This window comes from Profundibacterium mesophilum KAUST100406-0324 (assembly GCF_009835145.1).
GTDB lineage: Bacteria > Pseudomonadota > Alphaproteobacteria > Rhodobacterales > Rhodobacteraceae > Profundibacterium > Profundibacterium mesophilum.
On sequence record NZ_APKE01000026.1, the window covers coordinates 69,549 to 85,336 of the forward strand.

Annotated in this window: 18 protein-coding genes and 1 other RNA gene; 9 read left to right on the plus strand and 10 right to left on the minus strand. The window is 69.5% G+C overall.

The annotated features are described in order from the left end of the window. Complete coding sequence (locus PMES_RS11210) at window positions 1–573, plus strand: PqiC family protein (protein WP_159965782.1); 573 nt, start codon at window positions 1–3, stop codon at window positions 571–573. A 310-nt stretch (window positions 574–883) separates the two neighbouring features. Here PMES_RS11210 and dtd read toward each other — a convergent pair whose 3' ends face one another. From dtd to PMES_RS11255, 9 genes are all read right to left on the minus strand, one after another. Then, entirely contained in the window at window positions 884–1,321 is a 438-nt protein-coding gene (gene dtd / locus PMES_RS11215; RefSeq protein WP_159965783.1) for a D-aminoacyl-tRNA deacylase, read from the minus strand. Window positions 1,322–1,325: 4 nt separating this feature from the next. Beyond that, entirely contained in the window at window positions 1,326–2,243 is a 918-nt protein-coding gene (locus PMES_RS11220; protein WP_159965784.1) for a carbohydrate kinase family protein, read from the minus strand. An 85-nt stretch (window positions 2,244–2,328) separates the two neighbouring features. Then, a complete protein-coding gene (locus PMES_RS11225; protein WP_159965785.1) occupies window positions 2,329–3,402 on the minus strand; it encodes a TFIIB-type zinc ribbon-containing protein in 1,074 nt (357 codons plus the stop codon). A 16-nt stretch (window positions 3,403–3,418) separates the two neighbouring features. Beyond that, the gene (locus PMES_RS11230; RefSeq protein WP_159965786.1) at window positions 3,419–4,624 is read right to left on the minus strand and encodes an SPFH domain-containing protein; all 1,206 of its coding nucleotides are present in this window, start codon (window positions 4,622–4,624) and stop codon (window positions 3,419–3,421) included. Between the two features lie 64 nt (window positions 4,625–4,688). Then, on the minus strand, window positions 4,689–5,693 hold the full coding sequence (locus PMES_RS11235; protein WP_159965787.1) for a DUF2927 domain-containing protein: 1,005 nt from the start codon (window positions 5,691–5,693) through the stop codon (window positions 4,689–4,691). A 2-nt stretch (window positions 5,694–5,695) separates the two neighbouring features. Further along, a complete protein-coding gene (locus PMES_RS11240) occupies window positions 5,696–6,874 on the minus strand; it encodes a toxic anion resistance protein (RefSeq protein ID WP_159965788.1) in 1,179 nt (392 codons plus the stop codon). Between the two features lie 15 nt (window positions 6,875–6,889). Next, window positions 6,890–7,840, minus strand: coding sequence for a 5-bromo-4-chloroindolyl phosphate hydrolysis family protein (locus PMES_RS11245; protein ID WP_159965789.1), 951 nt, complete (start codon window positions 7,838–7,840; stop codon window positions 6,890–6,892). After that, window positions 7,840–8,013, minus strand: coding sequence for a hypothetical protein (locus PMES_RS11250; RefSeq protein WP_159965790.1), 174 nt, complete (start codon window positions 8,011–8,013; stop codon window positions 7,840–7,842). Before PMES_RS11250 ends, PMES_RS11245 begins: the two co-directional genes overlap by 1 nt. A gap of 186 nt (window positions 8,014–8,199) precedes the next feature. Next, window positions 8,200–8,994 carry a pseudouridine synthase gene (locus PMES_RS11255; protein ID WP_236549780.1) on the minus strand — a complete coding sequence of 265 codons (795 nt, stop codon included), beginning with the start codon at window positions 8,992–8,994 and terminating at the stop codon, window positions 8,200–8,202. A 58-nt stretch (window positions 8,995–9,052) separates the two neighbouring features. On the opposite strand from PMES_RS11255, the gene PMES_RS11260 reads away from it, so the two are divergent. Beyond that, a complete protein-coding gene (locus PMES_RS11260; protein ID WP_159965792.1) occupies window positions 9,053–9,511 on the plus strand; it encodes a nucleoside deaminase in 459 nt (152 codons plus the stop codon). Window positions 9,512–9,581: 70 nt separating this feature from the next. Further along, window positions 9,582–10,823 carry an ion channel gene (locus PMES_RS11265; protein ID WP_159965793.1) on the plus strand — a complete coding sequence of 414 codons (1,242 nt, stop codon included), beginning with the start codon at window positions 9,582–9,584 and terminating at the stop codon, window positions 10,821–10,823. A 22-nt stretch (window positions 10,824–10,845) separates the two neighbouring features. Here PMES_RS11265 and PMES_RS11270 read toward each other — a convergent pair whose 3' ends face one another. Further along, entirely contained in the window at window positions 10,846–11,547 is a 702-nt protein-coding gene (locus PMES_RS11270; RefSeq protein WP_159965794.1) for a metal-dependent hydrolase, read from the minus strand. Between the two features lie 157 nt (window positions 11,548–11,704). Between PMES_RS11270 and gatC the strand changes: the two genes are divergently transcribed. The 6 genes from gatC (at window position 11,705) to rpmG (ending at window position 15,675) form a co-directional block, all read left to right on the plus strand. Then, entirely contained in the window at window positions 11,705–11,992 is a 288-nt protein-coding gene (gatC, locus tag PMES_RS11275) for an Asp-tRNA(Asn)/Glu-tRNA(Gln) amidotransferase subunit GatC (protein ID WP_159965795.1), read from the plus strand. Next, window positions 11,992–13,479: an Asp-tRNA(Asn)/Glu-tRNA(Gln) amidotransferase subunit GatA gene (gene gatA / locus PMES_RS11280; protein WP_159965867.1), complete on the plus strand. Its 1,488-nt coding sequence runs from the start codon at window positions 11,992–11,994 to the stop codon at window positions 13,477–13,479. The genes gatC and gatA overlap by 1 nt, the downstream gene beginning before the upstream one ends. 39 nt (window positions 13,480–13,518) lie before the next feature. After that, entirely contained in the window at window positions 13,519–14,259 is a 741-nt protein-coding gene (locus PMES_RS11285) for a hypothetical protein (protein WP_236549781.1), read from the plus strand. A gap of 56 nt (window positions 14,260–14,315) precedes the next feature. Continuing rightward, a complete protein-coding gene (locus PMES_RS11290) occupies window positions 14,316–14,981 on the plus strand; it encodes an N-acetylmuramoyl-L-alanine amidase (protein WP_159965869.1) in 666 nt (221 codons plus the stop codon). Window positions 14,982–14,992: 11 nt separating this feature from the next. Next, an RNA gene (gene rnpB / locus PMES_RS11295) (RNase P RNA component class A) lies at window positions 14,993–15,363 on the plus strand. Between the two features lie 144 nt (window positions 15,364–15,507). Continuing rightward, window positions 15,508–15,675: a 50S ribosomal protein L33 gene (gene rpmG, locus PMES_RS11300; RefSeq protein ID WP_159965796.1), complete on the plus strand. Its 168-nt coding sequence runs from the start codon at window positions 15,508–15,510 to the stop codon at window positions 15,673–15,675. Window positions 15,676–15,788: the final 113 nt, after the last annotated feature.

Sequence of the window (15,788 nt, forward strand, 5' to 3'; positions counted from 1 at the left end):
ATGACCAAAGTCCCGCCCCACCTCCTCCTGCCGGCCCTGATCGGCCTGCTGGCCGCCTGCTCGGACGGGATCGGCCCCCTGCGCTACGAGGTGCCGCCGCAGGCGGAGGAGGAGCGCATTCCCGTCAGCGTCGGCTCGGTGGAACTGCGCGAGGTGTCGCTGCCGCTCTATGCCGAGCTCGAGACGATCACCGTCGAGACACCGGGCCGGATGCTGGCAACCGACAACGACGTCCTGTGGGCCGACGATCCGGTGCGCGGAATGACCCAGACCCTTGCCATGACCTTGGCCGAGATCACGCCCGCCAAGGTCGCCGCCGAGCCCTGGCCCTTCTCCGACGGGCCTGATGTCAGGGTCGAGGTGCGCTTTACCCAGGCCCTCGCGACGGCGGCCGCGCGCTACAGGATCGTGGGGCAGTATTTCGTGGCCTCGCCCTTCGGCGAGCGCAAGGACGTGGCGCGCCGCTTCGACATCGCGGTGCCATACGCGCCGGGCAACCCCAACTCGATCGCCGCCGCGCAGGGCGCCGCGCTGCGCCATCTGGCCAAGCATATCGCCCGCGAAGGTCTCTGATCGCGCAGCCGGGCGAGGGGGGCTCGCAAGGGGACTCCTTCGCGGCCTGCGCGCCGAACGCCGCCGATGCTCGGGCAAGGCGGCGCGGCCTTTGCCACGATGGCGCGCCGGGGCGGCTCCGAGCGCATGCAGCGTCCCTTCCTGCAAGATGCGCCGCGCGGGTTCGAACGGCACGGGGCGAGTGTTATCCCCGGTCTTGCGATCCCTCGGGCGATGAATGTCGGGTGCGGTGGTCGCGCGCCGGGTGCGGTGATCGGGGGCGGGCGCTCGTGGCGGGATCAATGGCGGGCGGCCGGCCTTTTCGGGAGGGTCAGCTCTCGATCCAGATCGTCACCGGCCCGTCATTGACGAGCGAGACCTGCATGTCCGCGCCGAAACGTCCACGCCCCGTTTCGATGCCGCTCCGCTCGAGCGCGTCCGCGAAGCCCTCGTAGAGCGCACGCCCCTCATCGGGGGGCGCAGCGGCTGAGAAGCCCGGACGATTTCCCCGCGAGGTATCGGCGGCGAGGGTGAATTGCGACACGACCAGAGCCCTGCCGCCCGTCTGCGCAAGGCTGAGATTCATTCGCCCGTCCGCATCGGCGAAGATGCGCAGCTTGCTTATCCTGGCGGCCAAGCGGTCGGCGGCCGCCATGTCGTCGCCGCGCATCGCGCAGACAAGGATCAGCAGTCCGGGACCGATCCCGGCGATGGGTTCGCCGTCCACGCCGACCTCGGCTTGGCTGACCCTTTGCAGAAGTGCCCTCACGGGCTCAGAGCTCGCCGGCCCGGGGCGGGTTCGCGCCCGCACGCGACACGGTGACGGCCGCGGCCTGGACACCGAGTTGCAGTGCCGCGCGGACCTGGTCCTCGCCCAGCGCGCGCAGCGCGGATTTGCCAAGCGCGCCGCCGCGCGACAGGGCGGCGAGAATGCCGGCATTGAACGTATCGCCCGCGCCGACCGTATCGACAACCTCCACCGGGCGGGCGGGCACACGCAGCGTACCGCCGGCATGGTAGGCGCTCGCCCCTTCGGCCCCTTCGGTGATGCAGACAAGGGCCGGTCCGCGCTCCAGGATGCCGCTCGCCAGCTCGGGGATCGACCCGTCGCCCATAAGCCAGCGCAGGTCGTCATCGCTGAGCTTGACGATGTCGGCGCGCGCGATCATCCGGTCGATCCTGGCGCGGTAGGCCGCCTCGTCCTTGATGAAATCGGGCCGGATATTGGGGTCGAGCATGATGACGCGCTTGTCGCTCTCGCGCGCCGCCAGGGCCTCGTAGGCCGCGGCGCAGGGCTCGACGGCCAGGCTGATCCCGCCGAAGAAAAGCGCCTCGCAGCGTTCTCCGGGGTCAGGCAGATCGGCCTGCGACAGCATCCGCCCGGCAGTGTTCTCGTCGTAGAAGGCGTAGCGGGCCTGCCCGTCGACGAGGGTCACGAAGGCGAGTGTCGTGGGCAGATCGGAGCGCGCCGCCAGCGATGCGTCCACCTGCGAGGCGCCGAGGGCCTCTACCAGCATCTCGCCGAACATGTCCCTCGACAGGCCGCTGAACAGCGCGGTGGCCACGTCCAGCCGCCCCAGCGCGATGGCGGTGTTGAAGACCGCACCCCCGGCATGCGGCGCGAAGACCTGTTCCTGGCCGATGGACCTCGGGAGCATGTCGATCAGGGCTTCGCCGCAGCAGAGGATCATGGCAGGTGTCCTTGTTTCATGTCAGCGCAAACATCATCCAGTTGCGTGCGTAGCGCGAACGCGGTCTCCTTGCAATCGCGCAGCTCTACTGCATCTGGTAGACATAGGCCGCACCGCCGGCAAGAACGAGGGCGAGGAGAACGGCGAGGGCGATCTTGATCGCCGAATAGGGACGCTCGCCCTGCACGCGTCCCGTCTGCGCGTTGACGACGAAGCGGTAGGACGCTCCCCTGTAGCGGTAGGCGGCCATCCAGACCGGAAGCAGGACATGCTTGAAGGTCACGGCGCTGACCTCGGTGCGGATCGCATGGACCCGTTGCCTGTCGCCACCGATATCGAAGCGCACGTCCCGCGCGATGGCCCTGTCCATGACCTCGCGGGCGGCCGCGAACCCTTCCTCGAGGTCGACCTGGTAGCCCTCGGCGTCGAAGCCGGCGAGATAGCCCGGCGTGTAGGGAACGAGCTGTGTCAGATCCCAAGGGGCGAGCGCATCGGCATGGGCGCGGGGGATCGACCGCGAGGCGAGGACGAGGACATCGTCGAAGGCACGCGCCACGCGGCCGCGCACCCGCCGCCAGCGGACCTTCTGCACCGGGACCCTTTCGGGCCTGCCATCGCGCATCACCGTGCGATGTTCGACATGCACCGTTCCGCGCTCGCCTTCGTAGGAGGAGCGGGTCTGTGCGTCGAAAGTCCAGAACGGCACGTAGACCCCGCTCAGCCGGCGCCCCTTGCGCGCATAACGCGACAGCCCGTTCGGCGCGAACCAGAGGCTGCCGAGCCAGTCGGTCATGGCGCCGTGCGCCTCGCGCTCGCTCAGCGCGAAGGGAAGCACGCCGCGCGGCTTGATCTGCCGGTGCGCGCCGGTGCCCGCGACCACGGGCGTCGCGCAGAACGGGCAGGTGGTGGCGTGGCTGTCGGCGGCGAACTCGATCAGCGCGCCGCAATTGGGGCAGGGCGAGACGCCGATCTCCTCGATCTGCGAGCTGGGCAGCGCCGCGCGCAGGGCGGTCTCGTAATCCATCTCGGCGAGGGGCGGCGCGACGGCGTTCTCGAGCAGGGTCTCGTTGCCGCAATAGTCGCATAGAAGCTTGCCGCCAGCGGGGTCGAACCGCATGTCCGAGCCGCAGCGGTCGCAGGGGAACCGGTGATCGTCCATTGCCGCCGCGCGCCCGTCAGCGGCCGGGCGGCGGGGGCGGCATCACGGTGAAAAGACGCGCAAGCTCGTCGATCTCGCCAGCCTTTTGCCATCCGTCCTGCCCCTGCGTCCAGACATGCGTCTCGCGGTCGAGCGCGCCCTCGCCGGCCATCCGGCCGAGCCGTGCCTTCGAGAAGGGGCCGCTTACCGCGCCATCACGCGCGATGTGCCACACATGCTCTTGCGGGGGTGGGGGGGGCGGCGGGGGATTTTGCGAATGGGCGGGGGCCTGGCCCCAGGGGCCGGGCGCGGCGGAATGCGGCGCGGCCTGTGGCTGGGCTTGCGTGGATTGCATGGGAGCCTGCGCGGACTGGCCGGCCGGCGCCATGCCCCAGGGGCCTTGCCTCGCGGCCTCGGCGGCCATCTGCATCCCGAGCCCCGCGCCGTATCCGGCCGCCATCGCGCCGCCGGCGCCCTGCGCCCCGCCAAGGGCCTCGGCGGCCTGGTATTGCGTGTAACGGCCCAGATCGCCGGCCATGCCCATCGAGGTGCGCCTGTCGAGTGCCGCCTCGACCGCCGGCGGCAGGGAGATGTTCTCGATGTAGAGTTCCGGCAGGACCAGCCCATAGGCGGCCACGGTCTCGCTGATCCTCGTGGCAAGGAGCTTGCCCAGATCGCCGGTATTGGCGGCCATGTCGAGGACGGGAATGCCCGATTGGGCGATGGTGCGGCTGAACTCCTGCACGATGATGTTGCGGATCTGGAAGCTGATCTCGTCGCGGGTGAACGCGCCATCGGTGCCCACGATCTCGGTGAGGAAGCGGGCCGGATCGGCGACCTTGACGGTATAGGTGCCGAAGGCGCGGATGCGGGTCGGGCCGAATTCGGGATCGCGCAGGATCACCGGGTTCTTCGTGCCCCATTTCAGGTCGGTGTGCCGGGTGGTCGAGACGAAGTAGATCTCGGACTTGAAGGGCGACCGGAACCCGTGATCCCAGTGCTGGAGCGTGGTCATCACCGGCATGTTGTTGGTCTCGAGCAGGTAGAGCCCCGGCGTGAACACGTCGGCCAGCTGTCCCTCGTGGACGAAGACCGCCGCCTGCCCCTCGCGCACGGTGAGCTTGGCGCCGTACTTGATCTCGTGGCCTTCGCGCTCGAAGCGCCAGACCATGGTGTCGCGGCTGTCATCCGTCCAGTGGATGACATCGATGAATTGCCCGGAAAGGAAATCGAAAAGGCTCATGCGCTCTGCTCCGTCACCTGCATCGGAAGGGGTCGAATGCCCGGCGGCAGGCCGCCGGGACGAATCAACTGTTCTCGTCGAAGAAATCCGCGGCGATCACCGCCGCCATGTCGCGGGCCTGCGCCGTGCTCATGCCCAGCTTCATGCGCGGATCGTATAGGATGCGCAGAAGCTGCTCGTCATGCCGCGTCAGCAGGCCGAACTCCTCGTCATCGTTGAAGATCGAGGGACGCGCGGTGGGGCTGTCATTGGCAAGGCCGAGGCCCTGGGCGATTTCCTCGTGGATGCAGCTCAGACGCAGCAGGTCGGGATGCTCGGCGCGGATTACCGCGACGGCGCGCGTGTAGCTGCCCGTGTTGCTGGGATCGAGCGCGAAGACGAGACAATAGCTCGACCGCGGCAGGTTGATGACCTCGTTGAGCGCCGAGCGCGAGATCCCGGGCACCATCTCCTGCAGCCTGGGGCCCAGTGCGCGGCGTTCGGCCTCGTTGAGGATGAAGATGGTGAAATTGCCATCCGTCCCCGCCGTGCCATCCTCGCGCGCCATTGCGATCGGATGGCGCGTCACCCGCGCCAGGCGCTGCGCATAGCTGGCGATGGCGGCCGTGTCGCGGGCCCTGATCGCTGGCGCGACGCTGTCGCCGAACTCGATATCGAGGACAACCGGACGCTCGAACCTGTGCAGACGGCTTTCGGTGGCGCGCGCGACGAGGCGGCTGCCGGTATCGGCATATTCCTCGAACAGGCCAATCTGGACGAAGTTCTCGACGAGGATGCGCCGGTTATAGGGGGTATCGCTGCCGCCGCCATCACGGCGGAGCAATCCCTGCGCCAGCAGGCCGCTCTGCACCCGCTCGTAATATTGCGCAAGCTCCTGGCTCTCGGGGGGCAGGGGCAGGGCTTTCGGCGGCGCGGTGCCGCGTTCGGGGGCGGGCTCGGGCCGCGGCGCCTTGACGCGCGGCTGCGGTGCGGGCTGCGCCAGGGTCCGCGGCTGCGGGGCGGGCGCGGGGGGCGCGCTGCAGGCGGCGAGCGCGCCGGCACAGATCGCAAGCAGACCGTGACGCAGCATTCTCAGCTCCCGGCCGTGCCGGCGGGCGGGGCGCCGGGATCGCGGGCGGCACGGCCCGACGCGGCCGCCAGGGACTGCTTGAGCTCGTCTTCCATCCGCGCAAGCTCCTGCTCGGCGGCGGCGCGCCGCGCGCGGCCCTCGTCGGCGATGTCGAGGCTTTCCTCGATCGTGGCGATGAGATCGGCATTGGCGCTGTTGACCGCCTCGATGTCGAAAACGCCGCGCTCGATCTCGCGGCGCACCTCGGAATTCGCCTCGCGCAGGTTGCGGGCGTTCGACGTCAGAAGCTCGTTGGTCAAGTCGTTGGCCTCGCGCACCGCGCCGGCCGCCTCGCGCGAGCGCTGGATGGTCACCGCCTGCGCCAGCTGCGTCTCCCAAAGGGGCACGGTGTTCACGAGGGTGGAGTTGATCTTCGTCACGAGGGACTTGTCGTTCTCCTGGACCAGCCGGATCGAGGGCAGGGACTGCATCGTCACCTGCCGGGTCAGGCGCAGATCGTGGATGCGCCGCTCGAGGTCGTCGCGCCCGGCGCGCAGATCGCGCAGCCTTTGCGCGGCGAGCATGTCGGTCTCCACGGGCTCGCCCTGCGCGGCAAGCTCGGCAAGTTCGCCATCGACCTGCGCCAGCTTGCGCTCGCCCGCAGCGATGTAGAGTGCCAGCTCGCGGTAGAAGGCGAGGGTCTGCTCGTAGAGCCGGTCCAGCGCCTTGATGTCCTTGAGCAGGGCATGCTCATGGGCCAGCAGGCTGCCGGTGATGTCGTCGATCTGGCTCTGCACGCTCTCGTAGCGCGCGACGAAGCGGGCCATGGGCGCCATCTTGCCGGTCAGCTTCTCCCACCAGGACCGCTTGCGCCGGATGTCGAGCTCGCTGACCGAAAATCCGCGCAGCGTGCTGACGATCTCGCGCAGGCTGTCGCCCGCCGGCCCGACATCCTTGCTGCGCACATCGGCGAGCATGGTCTGGCTGATCTTCTGCAACTCGCCCTGCGCGGCGGAGCCGAAGCCGACGATCGAATGGGTGTCGGTGATGTCGATGCCATCCGCCAGGCGCGCGATCTCGCCCGCAAGGACCGGATCGCCCTCGAGCTCGGCGGGATCGACCGGCGCGGGACTGCGCATCTGCTGCAGCGCCTCGATTTCGCCGACTGTCTCGGCGGCCTTTCGGCGGGTCGTCTCGGACATCGAAAACGCTCCTTTCTAGAGCTTGTCGCCGGAGGTGACGCCCTCGCGGGCCAATCTTTCGCGCAGGACCTCGATCTCGATCTCCAGGTCGCTGCGTTCCGCCCGGTGCATCGCTTCGGTATGGCGGGTAAAGCCTTGTTCGAGATCGTCGAGAAGAGCAAGGTAATCATCGCGCGCGGCCGCGTCGGCCCGGCGCCCGGCAAGCTCGGTATATTTCGCTGTCGCCTCGCGTGCGCCCTGCAGATAGACCCCCAGATAACGCCGCGCACCGTTCAGATCGCTGGGATCCTCCTCGATGCCGCGGAACATGCGGGCCGCCGTCGCGCCGAAGGCCTCGACCCGCCCCACCAGGACCGGATCGCGGGTCCGCGCGATGTCCCGGCGCATCTGCGCCAGATGTGCCTCGCCCTTGGCCACCGCGTCGAGCGCGCGCGACGTCTGATACTCGTCGGAGCCCTCGACCCCCTTGTCGCGAAGCGGATCGGGTCCGAAGGCGGCGACATGGAGCGCCGCGCCCAGCACCGCGAAGATGAGAGCCGCGCCGATACCGCCCGAAACCAGGCCAGCCAGCGCCAGCCCCGCCCCCGTCAGCGCGGCACCGAAGAGCTTGCGCGGCAGGGCGGGGCGCTTGGCGACGCGCCGCGTCTCGTAGACCTCCTGCGCGCGGATGCCCTCGCGGGTCAGCAGGGCCGCGCCGATCAGGAGCCCGAAGGCCGCGAGGCTGAGCGCCATTCCAGCCGGATCGCGCCCGAAGGCCAGAAGCGCCAGGGGGGCGGGGGCGATGAAGAGCGCGTTGACGCGCCCCCCGGTGCGGCTGCGGCGGGCATTGCGCCACTGTCCGGCCGGCGGCACGGAGCTGCGTCCGGTGCCGGGAAGCGGCCCATCGCCGCCGCGCCGCGCGTCGGTGTCATCACTGCCTTCCGGGCCGGGCCGGGGACTGAACCGGCCGCCGAATCGCTCGGCCATCACGCGCCCCCCCAAATCGAGGCATAGAAGATCAGGGCGACGAGGAGCACGAACGAGACACGCTGCAAGGGTCTTCCTCCGGGGGCGGTGAGCGCGCCGGCGGCACGCATGAGAACGAATGCGAGACCGCCCAGCAGAGCGAGGATCGCGATGGCGATGACAAGTCTCGACATGGTCCTTCCCCGGCATCTTCTCAAGTGTGGCGGATGATAGTCGATGGCGCTCGTGGCTGCCAGCGGCGCCGGTGCGGACGGGCGGGGCCAGGGAGGGGCCTGCGAGGGGCGGCACGCCGGGGCAAGGGCCGCGCGCCCGCATTGCGCGGATGCGCCCGGCCGGGATCGCCGCGCCGCGCCGCGCGATCAGCGGCGGCGGCGTTGCGGACGCGGCTTGGGCTTGGGCTCCTCCGCCTCGCCGGTCTCGGGCGGCAACCCGAGCTGGTCGCGCAGGACACGCCCCTTGATCTCCTCGACCTCCCCGGCCTTCAGCGTGCCGAGGCGGAAGGGCCCGTAGCTGACACGGATGAGGCGGTTCACCGGCAGGCCGATGCTCTCCATCGCGCGCCTGATCTCGCGGTTGCGTCCCTCTCGGATGGCGACCCCGGCCCAGGCATTGGCGCCCGTCTGTCGCTCCAGCGTGACCTGCATCGGCTGGAACTTCTCGCCGTCGATCGTCAGGCCGCGCCGAAGCGGCTCGAAATCCTCGTCCTTGGGGCGGCCATTGAGCCTGACGCGATACTTGCGCAGCCATCCCGTCGAGGGCAGCTCGAGCCGCCGCTTGATGCCGCCGTCATTGGTCAGCAGAAGCAGCCCCTCCGAGGTGATGTCGAGCCGGCCGACGGACATGACCCGCGGCATTTCCTCGGGCAGGGCATCGAAAACGGTCTTGCGGCCCTTCTCGTCGGAAGCCGTCGTCACCAGGCCCACCGGCTTGTGGTAGAGCCACAGACGCGGGGCCTCGGCGGCCGCGAGCGGCGTGCCGTCCACGGTGATCCGGTCGGCCGGCGTCACGTTGAGTGCCGGGCTGTCGATGACGCTTCCGTTGACCGTGACCCTGCGGGCCTCGATCAGGCGTTCGGCCTCGCGCCGGCTGGCACGGCCGGCACGGGAGATGACCTTGGCGATGCGTTCGCCTGGACGGGAGGGCTCATTCGTCATGGGCTGGACATACCGGCCCGGCGCGACAAGAAGAAGGGAAATCGTTCGGAAAGCGACCATGTCCTTCGTCACACACATGCATCTGGCGCTCGAGGAGGCGCGCGCGGCCGCCTGGCGCGGCGAGGTGCCGGTGGGCGCGGCGGTGATCGGGCCGGACGGACGGCTCCTTTGCAGCGCGGGGAACCGGACGCGTGAGCTGTGCGATCCGTCGGCCCATGCCGAGATGCTGGCGATCCGGGCGGCCTGCGCGGCGCTGGGCACCGAGCGCCTGATCGGATGCGACCTTTACGTGACGCTGGAGCCCTGTGCCGCCTGCGCCGGGGTGATCGCGGCGGCGCGGATCCGGCGGCTCTACTACGGTGCGGCCGATCCCAAGTCCGGCGGCGTCGCGCAGGGCGCCCGCGTCTTCACCCATTCGCAATCGCATCACGCGCCCGAAATCTACGACGGTATCGGGGCTGAGGCGGCGGCGCGGCTGCTGCGCGACTTCTTTGCCGGGCTGCGCGGCCCGCGCTGACCGCGCTTGCGGACGGAAAAGAAACCAAAACGCGCCCCGGCGGGTTTGTGGCAGAGTTCAAGGAGATCCCATGCGTTTCAAAAGCCACGTCCGCGCAGTCCTCGCCGCCGCCGCCCTGCTCGCCGGGGTGGCTGCGCTCCCGGTGGGCGCGCAGCAGCTCGAAGCGCCCGCCGAGGCGCAGGACCGGCGCGCGGGCGAACTTTTCGAGCGTGGCGGGATCGCTCCCTCGGAGCCGTCCCCCGGCGGGGCCGGGAGCGAGGCCGCAAGCGATGCGGATGCGGATGGCGTGCCGGACGGCGAGGTGGCGCGGCTCGAGGAACTGCGGCCCGGCATCGACGTGCCGCTCAAGGTCGGCGTCGGACACCGGCCGCCTTATGCGATCCGGACCCGCGACGATGCGTGGATGGGGCTCGCGGTCGATTACTGGCGCGTCATGGCCGAATCGCTCGGCTGGCGCTACGATCTGGTGGCCCTCGATGACGCGGCCCTCGAGAGCGGGTTGCAAAACGGCGATCTCGACGCGGTTCTCGCCTTGACCGCCACGCCCCGGCGCGAGGAACTCTTCGATCTGACCCACCCCTTGCATACCGCGACGATGGGCGTGACCTCGGAGCGCAGCACCCGCGTCGTCTCGGTCCTGACCGGGCTCATGGAATGGACCTTCCTCAGGCTCGTTCTCGGACTGTGTGTCCTGCTGCTGATCGTGGGCACGATCATTTGGCTCATCGAGCGCCGCCGCAACACCGAACAGTTCAGCCGCAGCCCGCTCAAGGGCCTGGGCGACGGGTTCTGGTGGGCGGGCGTGACGCTGACCACGATCGGCTATGGCGACAAGGCGCCGGTCACGGCCCTTGGCCGGGGTGTCGCGATGGTCTGGATGCTCGCCGGGCTCGCGGTCAGCTCGGCGCTCACCGCCACGATCGTCACCCTCGCGGATGCCGATGCCGGCGTCGATCTGCCCGAATCCCTGTCGGGGCGGATGGTCGGCGTCGTCGCCGGCAGCTCGAGCGAGGTCGCCCTGGGCCGCGAGGGCGTGTCGCTGCGCAGCTATGCCGATCTCGCGAGCGCCTTCGCGGCGATGAGCGAGGGCGCCGTGGACACGGTCGCGGGGGCCGCGCCCGCCCTGCGCCACGTGGTGTCGGAGGATGGCGGGCTCTCGGCGCGGGTGGAGACGACGGCGCTCGATCCGCATTACATCACCATCGCCCTCGCGCAGGGCTCACCCCTGCGCGAGCCGCTCAACGTGCAGATCCTGCAACGCCTGACCAGCGAAAGCGGCTGGAACCTGTCGCTGCGCTATCTCGACGAATGAGGCGGCCGCCCGCGCGCGGCCCTCAGCGCGCGGGGATGGAGAGGCGCTCCATCACGTCGGGCACGCGCACATCGACCCCCGGAAGTCCCGCCACGAGCCGGTCGGCCGATTGCTCGAGCAATTCGAAGGTGCGGTAATGGCAGGGGATCACGGTCTCGAAGGCGAAATACTTCCGCGCCGCCCAGGCCGCGCGCTCCATGTCCATCGTGAAATGCCCGCCGGCGCACAGGATGCCGATATCGGGCGCGTGCAGCTCGCCCATCCAGGCCATGTCGGCCATGATGTCGGTATCGCCCGACAGGTAGATCACATGGCCCTCGCCGGCGATCATGTAGCCCGCCTCGGCGCCGGCGTAGCGTGGCCCGTCAGGCCCCTCGATGGAGGAGGAATGCTGCGCGTTGACCATGGTGATCGCCAGCGCGCCGAGCCGCACCGTGCCGCCCTTGTTGAAGCCGGTCGTCTCGATCCCATGCGTCTTTTCCCAATGACCCATCAGGTCGAATATCCCGAGCACGGGTATGCCAAGCTCCGCCGCGAGCTCCGGCACGCCGCCGGTGTGATCCCCATGGCCATGGGTGATCAGGATATGGGTGGCGCCGGCGACCGCCTCGTCGCGGCGGTCCTGCGGAAAGGAGGGGTTTCCCTCGAACCAGGGATCGACGAGCAGCACCTGCCCGGCGATCTCGATGCGGAAGCTGGCGTGGCCGAGCCAGGTGATGTCCATGCGCAAAACTCCTTGGATCATGTCCTTTCACGGAGGCTAGCGGGGCGGGGCGTGGATGGAAAGCGGGGCAGGAATGGAAAGCGGGGCGCGCGTGACTTGAAGCCGGAGGGGCGGGACGCTAAAGCCTCGCCTTGACCCAGATTCCGGAGGGGGCCCCATGTCGATCGACACCGAAACCGCCGCCAAGGTGGCCAAGCTCGCGCGGATCCGCGTCGAGCCCGACGCGCTGCCGGCCTTGGCCGCAGAGTTCAATACCATCCTCGGCTTCATCGAGCAGCTCGGCGAGGTCGATGTCGAGGGCGTCGAGCCGATGACGGGCGTGACGGCGCAGCGTCTCAAGCGCCGCGAGGATGTCGTGACGGATGGCGATCAGCAGGACCGGGTCCTTGCCAATGCGCCCGATGCCCGCGAGGGGTTCTTTGCCGTGCCGAAGGTGGTGGAATGATGGATGATCTGAACAGGTTGACGATCGCGGCCGCCCGGGACGGGCTGCGCGACAAGAGCTTCACCAGCGCCGAGCTGACCGAGGCGTGCCTCGGGGCGATCGACGGCGCGGACGCGCTGCGCGCCTTCGTGCACAAGACCCCAGAGATCGCCCGCGCGCAGGCCGCGCAGGCCGATGCGCAGATCGCGCAGGGCGCCGCCGCCGACCTGTGCGGCGTTCCGATCGGGATCAAGGATCTCTTCTGCACCGAGGGCGTGGCCTCTCAGGCGGCGAGCCGGATCCTCGACGGCTTCGTGCCGCAATACGAATCGAGCGTGACCGCGCAGCTTCGCGGACAGGGCGCGGTGATGCTCGGCAAGCTGAACATGGACGAATTCGCCATGGGCTCGTCCAACGAGACCTCGGTCTACGGCGCGGCGGTGAACCCGTGGCGCCGGGCCGGCAGCGACACCCCGCTCACCCCGGGGGGGAGTTCGGGCGGCTCGGCGGCCGCCGTGGCGGCCGATCTGTGCCTCGCCGCGACCGGCACCGATACGGGCGGCTCGATCCGCCAGCCCGCCGCCTTCACCGGGATCACCGGGCTCAAGCCGACCTACGGGCGCTGCTCGCGCTGGGGCATCATCGCCTTCGCCTCCTCGCTCGACCAGGCCGGGCCGATGACCCGCGACGTGCGCGATGCCGCGATCATGCTGGGCGCGATGGCCGGGCATGATCCGCGCGACAGCACCAGCGTCGACATACCCGTCCCCGATTTCGAGGCGGCGCTGACCGGCGATGTCCGTGGCAAGCGGATCGGCATTCCCAACGAGTACCGCATCGAGGGCATGCCGGACGAGATCGCCAAGCTGTGGGAGGAGGGCACGTCGATGCTGCGCGAGGCCGGCGCGGAAATTGTCGAGATCTCACTGCCGCACACGAAATACGCGCTTCCCGCCTATTACGTGATCGCCCCCGCCGAGGCGTCCTCCAACCTGGCGCGCTACGACGGTGTGCGTTTCGGCCACCGTGCCGCGCTCGATGCGGGCGACGGGATCACCGAGATGTACGAGAAGACCCGCGCAGAAGGGTTCGGCGCCGAGGTGCAGCGCCGCGTGATGGTCGGGACATACGTGCTCTCGGCGGGCTTCTACGACGCCTATTACAACCGGGCACGCAAGGTGCGCGCGCTCATCAAGAAGGATTTCGACGATGTCTTCGCCGCCGGCGTCGACGCGATCCTGACCCCTGCCACGCCCTCGGCCGCGTTCGGGCTGGGCGAGATGAGCGACGCGGATCCGGTGCGCATGTATCTCAACGACGTGTTCACCGTCACGGTGAACCTCGCGGGCCTTCCTGCGATCAGCGTTCCCGCCGGGCGCGACGCGGAGGGGCTTCCGCTGGGGCTGCAACTGATCGGGCGTCCCTTCGAGGAGGGGCCCCTGCTCAACGCCGCATATTCGCTCGAGCGATCGGCGGGTTTTGTGGCCAAGCCTTCCAAATGGTGGTAGAGCCGATATCCTGAGAACGAGAGCAGGCGGAGAATTTGCATGGCGAGATTCGCATGGGTGGCCTTGGCACTTTCCGGGCTCGCGGCCTGTGCCGCGCCGATGCCCGAGAGCGGCCCGACCTATTTCGACCAGTCGCCCGATGCCGGGCGCGGCACCGCGTTCGGGAGCTATGATCCCTATGCCGCCGGCCGTTCAGCCCGTGACGTCGAACTCGAGGGCGACACGCAGGTCCTGCCGTCGCGTCCCGGTGAGCCCGTGATCACCAGCGCCGAACTGGCGGCCGCCGGATTGCCGGCGGGCGGCATCGTCGGGGGCTCCGCCCAGAATCCGGTCGTGCCGAGCATGGCACCGGGCCGCCGCGAAGCCTCGATCGTCGTCGATACCGACAATCCGGGCATCTCGGACGAGCAGGATTTCCAGGCCGTCTCGGGCCGGGTCTCGATCGAGGACGACAAGGAGCGCATCGCCGCGCAACGCGAGGCCTATCGCGTGATCCAGCCCACCGCGCTGCCGCGCCGCTCGGGCGGGGAGGGGCCGAACATCGTAGACTACGCCCTGCGCAGCACCAACAAGGTGGGCGAATCGCTCTACAGCCGGTCGGGCTTCAACGCTCAGTCGAAATTCCTGCGCGGATGCGCCTCCTACGCCTCCTCCGATCTCGCGCAGCAAGCGTTCCTCGCCGAAGGCGGCCCCGAGAAGGACAGGCTCGGCCTTGATCCCGACGGGGACGGATTCGCCTGCTACTGGGATCCCGCGCCCTTCCGCAAGGTCAGGGGCTAGACGCGGGACCGCGTGTGACGGGCTGCCCCTCACCCAATCACGGGCCGCGCCGCAGCATGGCGCGCCCCGATCTCATCGTGCTGCACTACACCGCCATGCGCAGCGCGGATGCCGCGCATGAACGCCTCTGCCAGCCGGAGGCCGAGGTCTCCGCCCATTACCTGATCACCCGCGAGGGCGCCTTGCGCAGTCTCGTGCCGGAAGCCCGCCGGGCCTGGCATGCGGGAGCGGGACGCTGGGGCGCGGTGGTGGATGTCAATTCCGCCTCGATCGGCATCGAACTCGACAATGACGGTGCCGGTCCCTTCGCCGCCCCCTTGATGCGCTGTCTCGAGCGGCTCTTGTCGGATGTCATGGCCCGCCACGACATCCCGCCCGAGCGCGTCATCGGGCATTCGGATTGCGCACCGCTGCGCAAGGTCGATCCGGGGCCACGCTTCGACTGGCGGCGCCTCGCGCTGGGCGGCTACGCGATCTGGCCAGGTATCGACGGGGCGCCCGAACTCGGCCCCGCGCCCCGCTCCGCGCTGAGCGATGCGCGTTTCGCGGCGCTGTGCGTCGCGGCGGGCTATGCGCCCGGAATGGCGGCGCAGGTCTACCTCTGCGCGCTGCGGCTGCGCCTCGCGCCCTGGGCGCGGGGCGCCCGCGGGCCCGCCGACGATCGCCGCGCGCTCTGGCTGGCGGAACATTTCCCCGTTGACGCCCGTGCCGGCACCGCCTAACCGGGCGCTGCGCGGAGGGCCGGATGGCCGCACCTTTCGGGGTGAGGAAAGTCCGGACTCCAGGAGACGACGGTGCCGGGTAACGCCCGGGCGGGGCAACCCGACGGAAAGCGCCACAGAAAAGAGACCGCCACGGCTCCGGCCGCGGCAAGGGTGAAACGGTGGGGTAAGAGCCCACCGCGGGGCTGGCAACAGCGCCGGCAAGGCAAGCCCCACCGGGAGCAATGCCGAATAGGGGTTCCACGGGCTTGTCCCAGAGCTGTCTGCGCTCAGGAACCCGGGTAGGCAGCTAGATCCGGCCGGCAACGGCCGGGGCAGAGGAATGGTCATCGAACCGCCGTCAGGCGGGGAACAAAATCCGGCTTACAGGCCCTCCGCGCATTACGGGGCTCCCATTGCCATCCTTCCCTGTCGGTTTGCCGGTTGACAGGGCCGGGCAAGCGCTTAAAAGGCGAGGCTCAGGAATTCACGGGCCGGCGCCCGGGTTGTCGAGACATGCGCCGCCGCCCAGTCGAGGAGAGACATCATGGCGAAGCCAACGACGATCAAAATCCGCCTCAACTCGACGGCGGATACGGGCCACTTCTACGTCACCAAGAAGAACGCGCGCACGATGACGGAGAAGATGACCATCCGCAAATACGACCCCGTCGCGCGCAAGCATGTCGAGTACAAGGAAGGCAAGATCAAGTAAGGCGCCCCGGGGGCGGTCCGCGCGGATCGCCTCTCCCGGATCATCAAATCCGGATCGCCTTGCCCGGATCGCCAGACCCTGCATCTCCCCAAGGGCCGCCCGGAACATCCGGC

Excerpts from the sequence above, each read along its gene's own strand:
- PMES_RS11210 (WP_159965782.1), top strand. The coding sequence starts at position 1 with ATGACCAAAGTCCCGCCCCACCTCCTCCTGCCGGCCCTGATCGGCCTG.
- PMES_RS11220 (WP_159965784.1), bottom strand. The coding sequence starts at position 2,243 with ATGATCCTCTGCTGCGGCGAAGCCCTGATCGACATGCTCCCGAGGTCC.
- PMES_RS11225 (WP_159965785.1), bottom strand. The coding sequence starts at position 3,402 with ATGGACGATCACCGGTTCCCCTGCGACCGCTGCGGCTCGGACATGCGG.
- PMES_RS11230 (WP_159965786.1), bottom strand. The coding sequence starts at position 4,624 with ATGAGCCTTTTCGATTTCCTTTCCGGGCAATTCATCGATGTCATCCAC.
- PMES_RS11235 (WP_159965787.1), bottom strand. The coding sequence starts at position 5,693 with ATGCTGCGTCACGGTCTGCTTGCGATCTGTGCCGGCGCGCTCGCCGCC.
- PMES_RS11240 (WP_159965788.1), bottom strand. The coding sequence starts at position 6,874 with ATGTCCGAGACGACCCGCCGAAAGGCCGCCGAGACAGTCGGCGAAATC.
- PMES_RS11245 (WP_159965789.1), bottom strand. The coding sequence starts at position 7,840 with ATGGCCGAGCGATTCGGCGGCCGGTTCAGTCCCCGGCCCGGCCCGGAA.
- PMES_RS11250 (WP_159965790.1), bottom strand. The coding sequence starts at position 8,013 with ATGTCGAGACTTGTCATCGCCATCGCGATCCTCGCTCTGCTGGGCGGT.
- PMES_RS11255 (WP_236549780.1), bottom strand. The coding sequence starts at position 8,994 with ATGACGAATGAGCCCTCCCGTCCAGGCGAACGCATCGCCAAGGTCATC.
- PMES_RS11260 (WP_159965792.1), top strand. The coding sequence starts at position 9,053 with ATGTCCTTCGTCACACACATGCATCTGGCGCTCGAGGAGGCGCGCGCG.
- PMES_RS11265 (WP_159965793.1), top strand. The coding sequence starts at position 9,582 with ATGCGTTTCAAAAGCCACGTCCGCGCAGTCCTCGCCGCCGCCGCCCTG.
- PMES_RS11270 (WP_159965794.1), bottom strand. The coding sequence starts at position 11,547 with ATGGACATCACCTGGCTCGGCCACGCCAGCTTCCGCATCGAGATCGCC.
- gatC (WP_159965795.1), top strand. The coding sequence starts at position 11,705 with ATGTCGATCGACACCGAAACCGCCGCCAAGGTGGCCAAGCTCGCGCGG.
- gatA (WP_159965867.1), top strand. The coding sequence starts at position 11,992 with ATGGATGATCTGAACAGGTTGACGATCGCGGCCGCCCGGGACGGGCTG.
- PMES_RS11285 (WP_236549781.1), top strand. The coding sequence starts at position 13,519 with ATGGCGAGATTCGCATGGGTGGCCTTGGCACTTTCCGGGCTCGCGGCC.
- PMES_RS11290 (WP_159965869.1), top strand. The coding sequence starts at position 14,316 with ATGGCGCGCCCCGATCTCATCGTGCTGCACTACACCGCCATGCGCAGC.
- rpmG (WP_159965796.1), top strand. The coding sequence starts at position 15,508 with ATGGCGAAGCCAACGACGATCAAAATCCGCCTCAACTCGACGGCGGAT.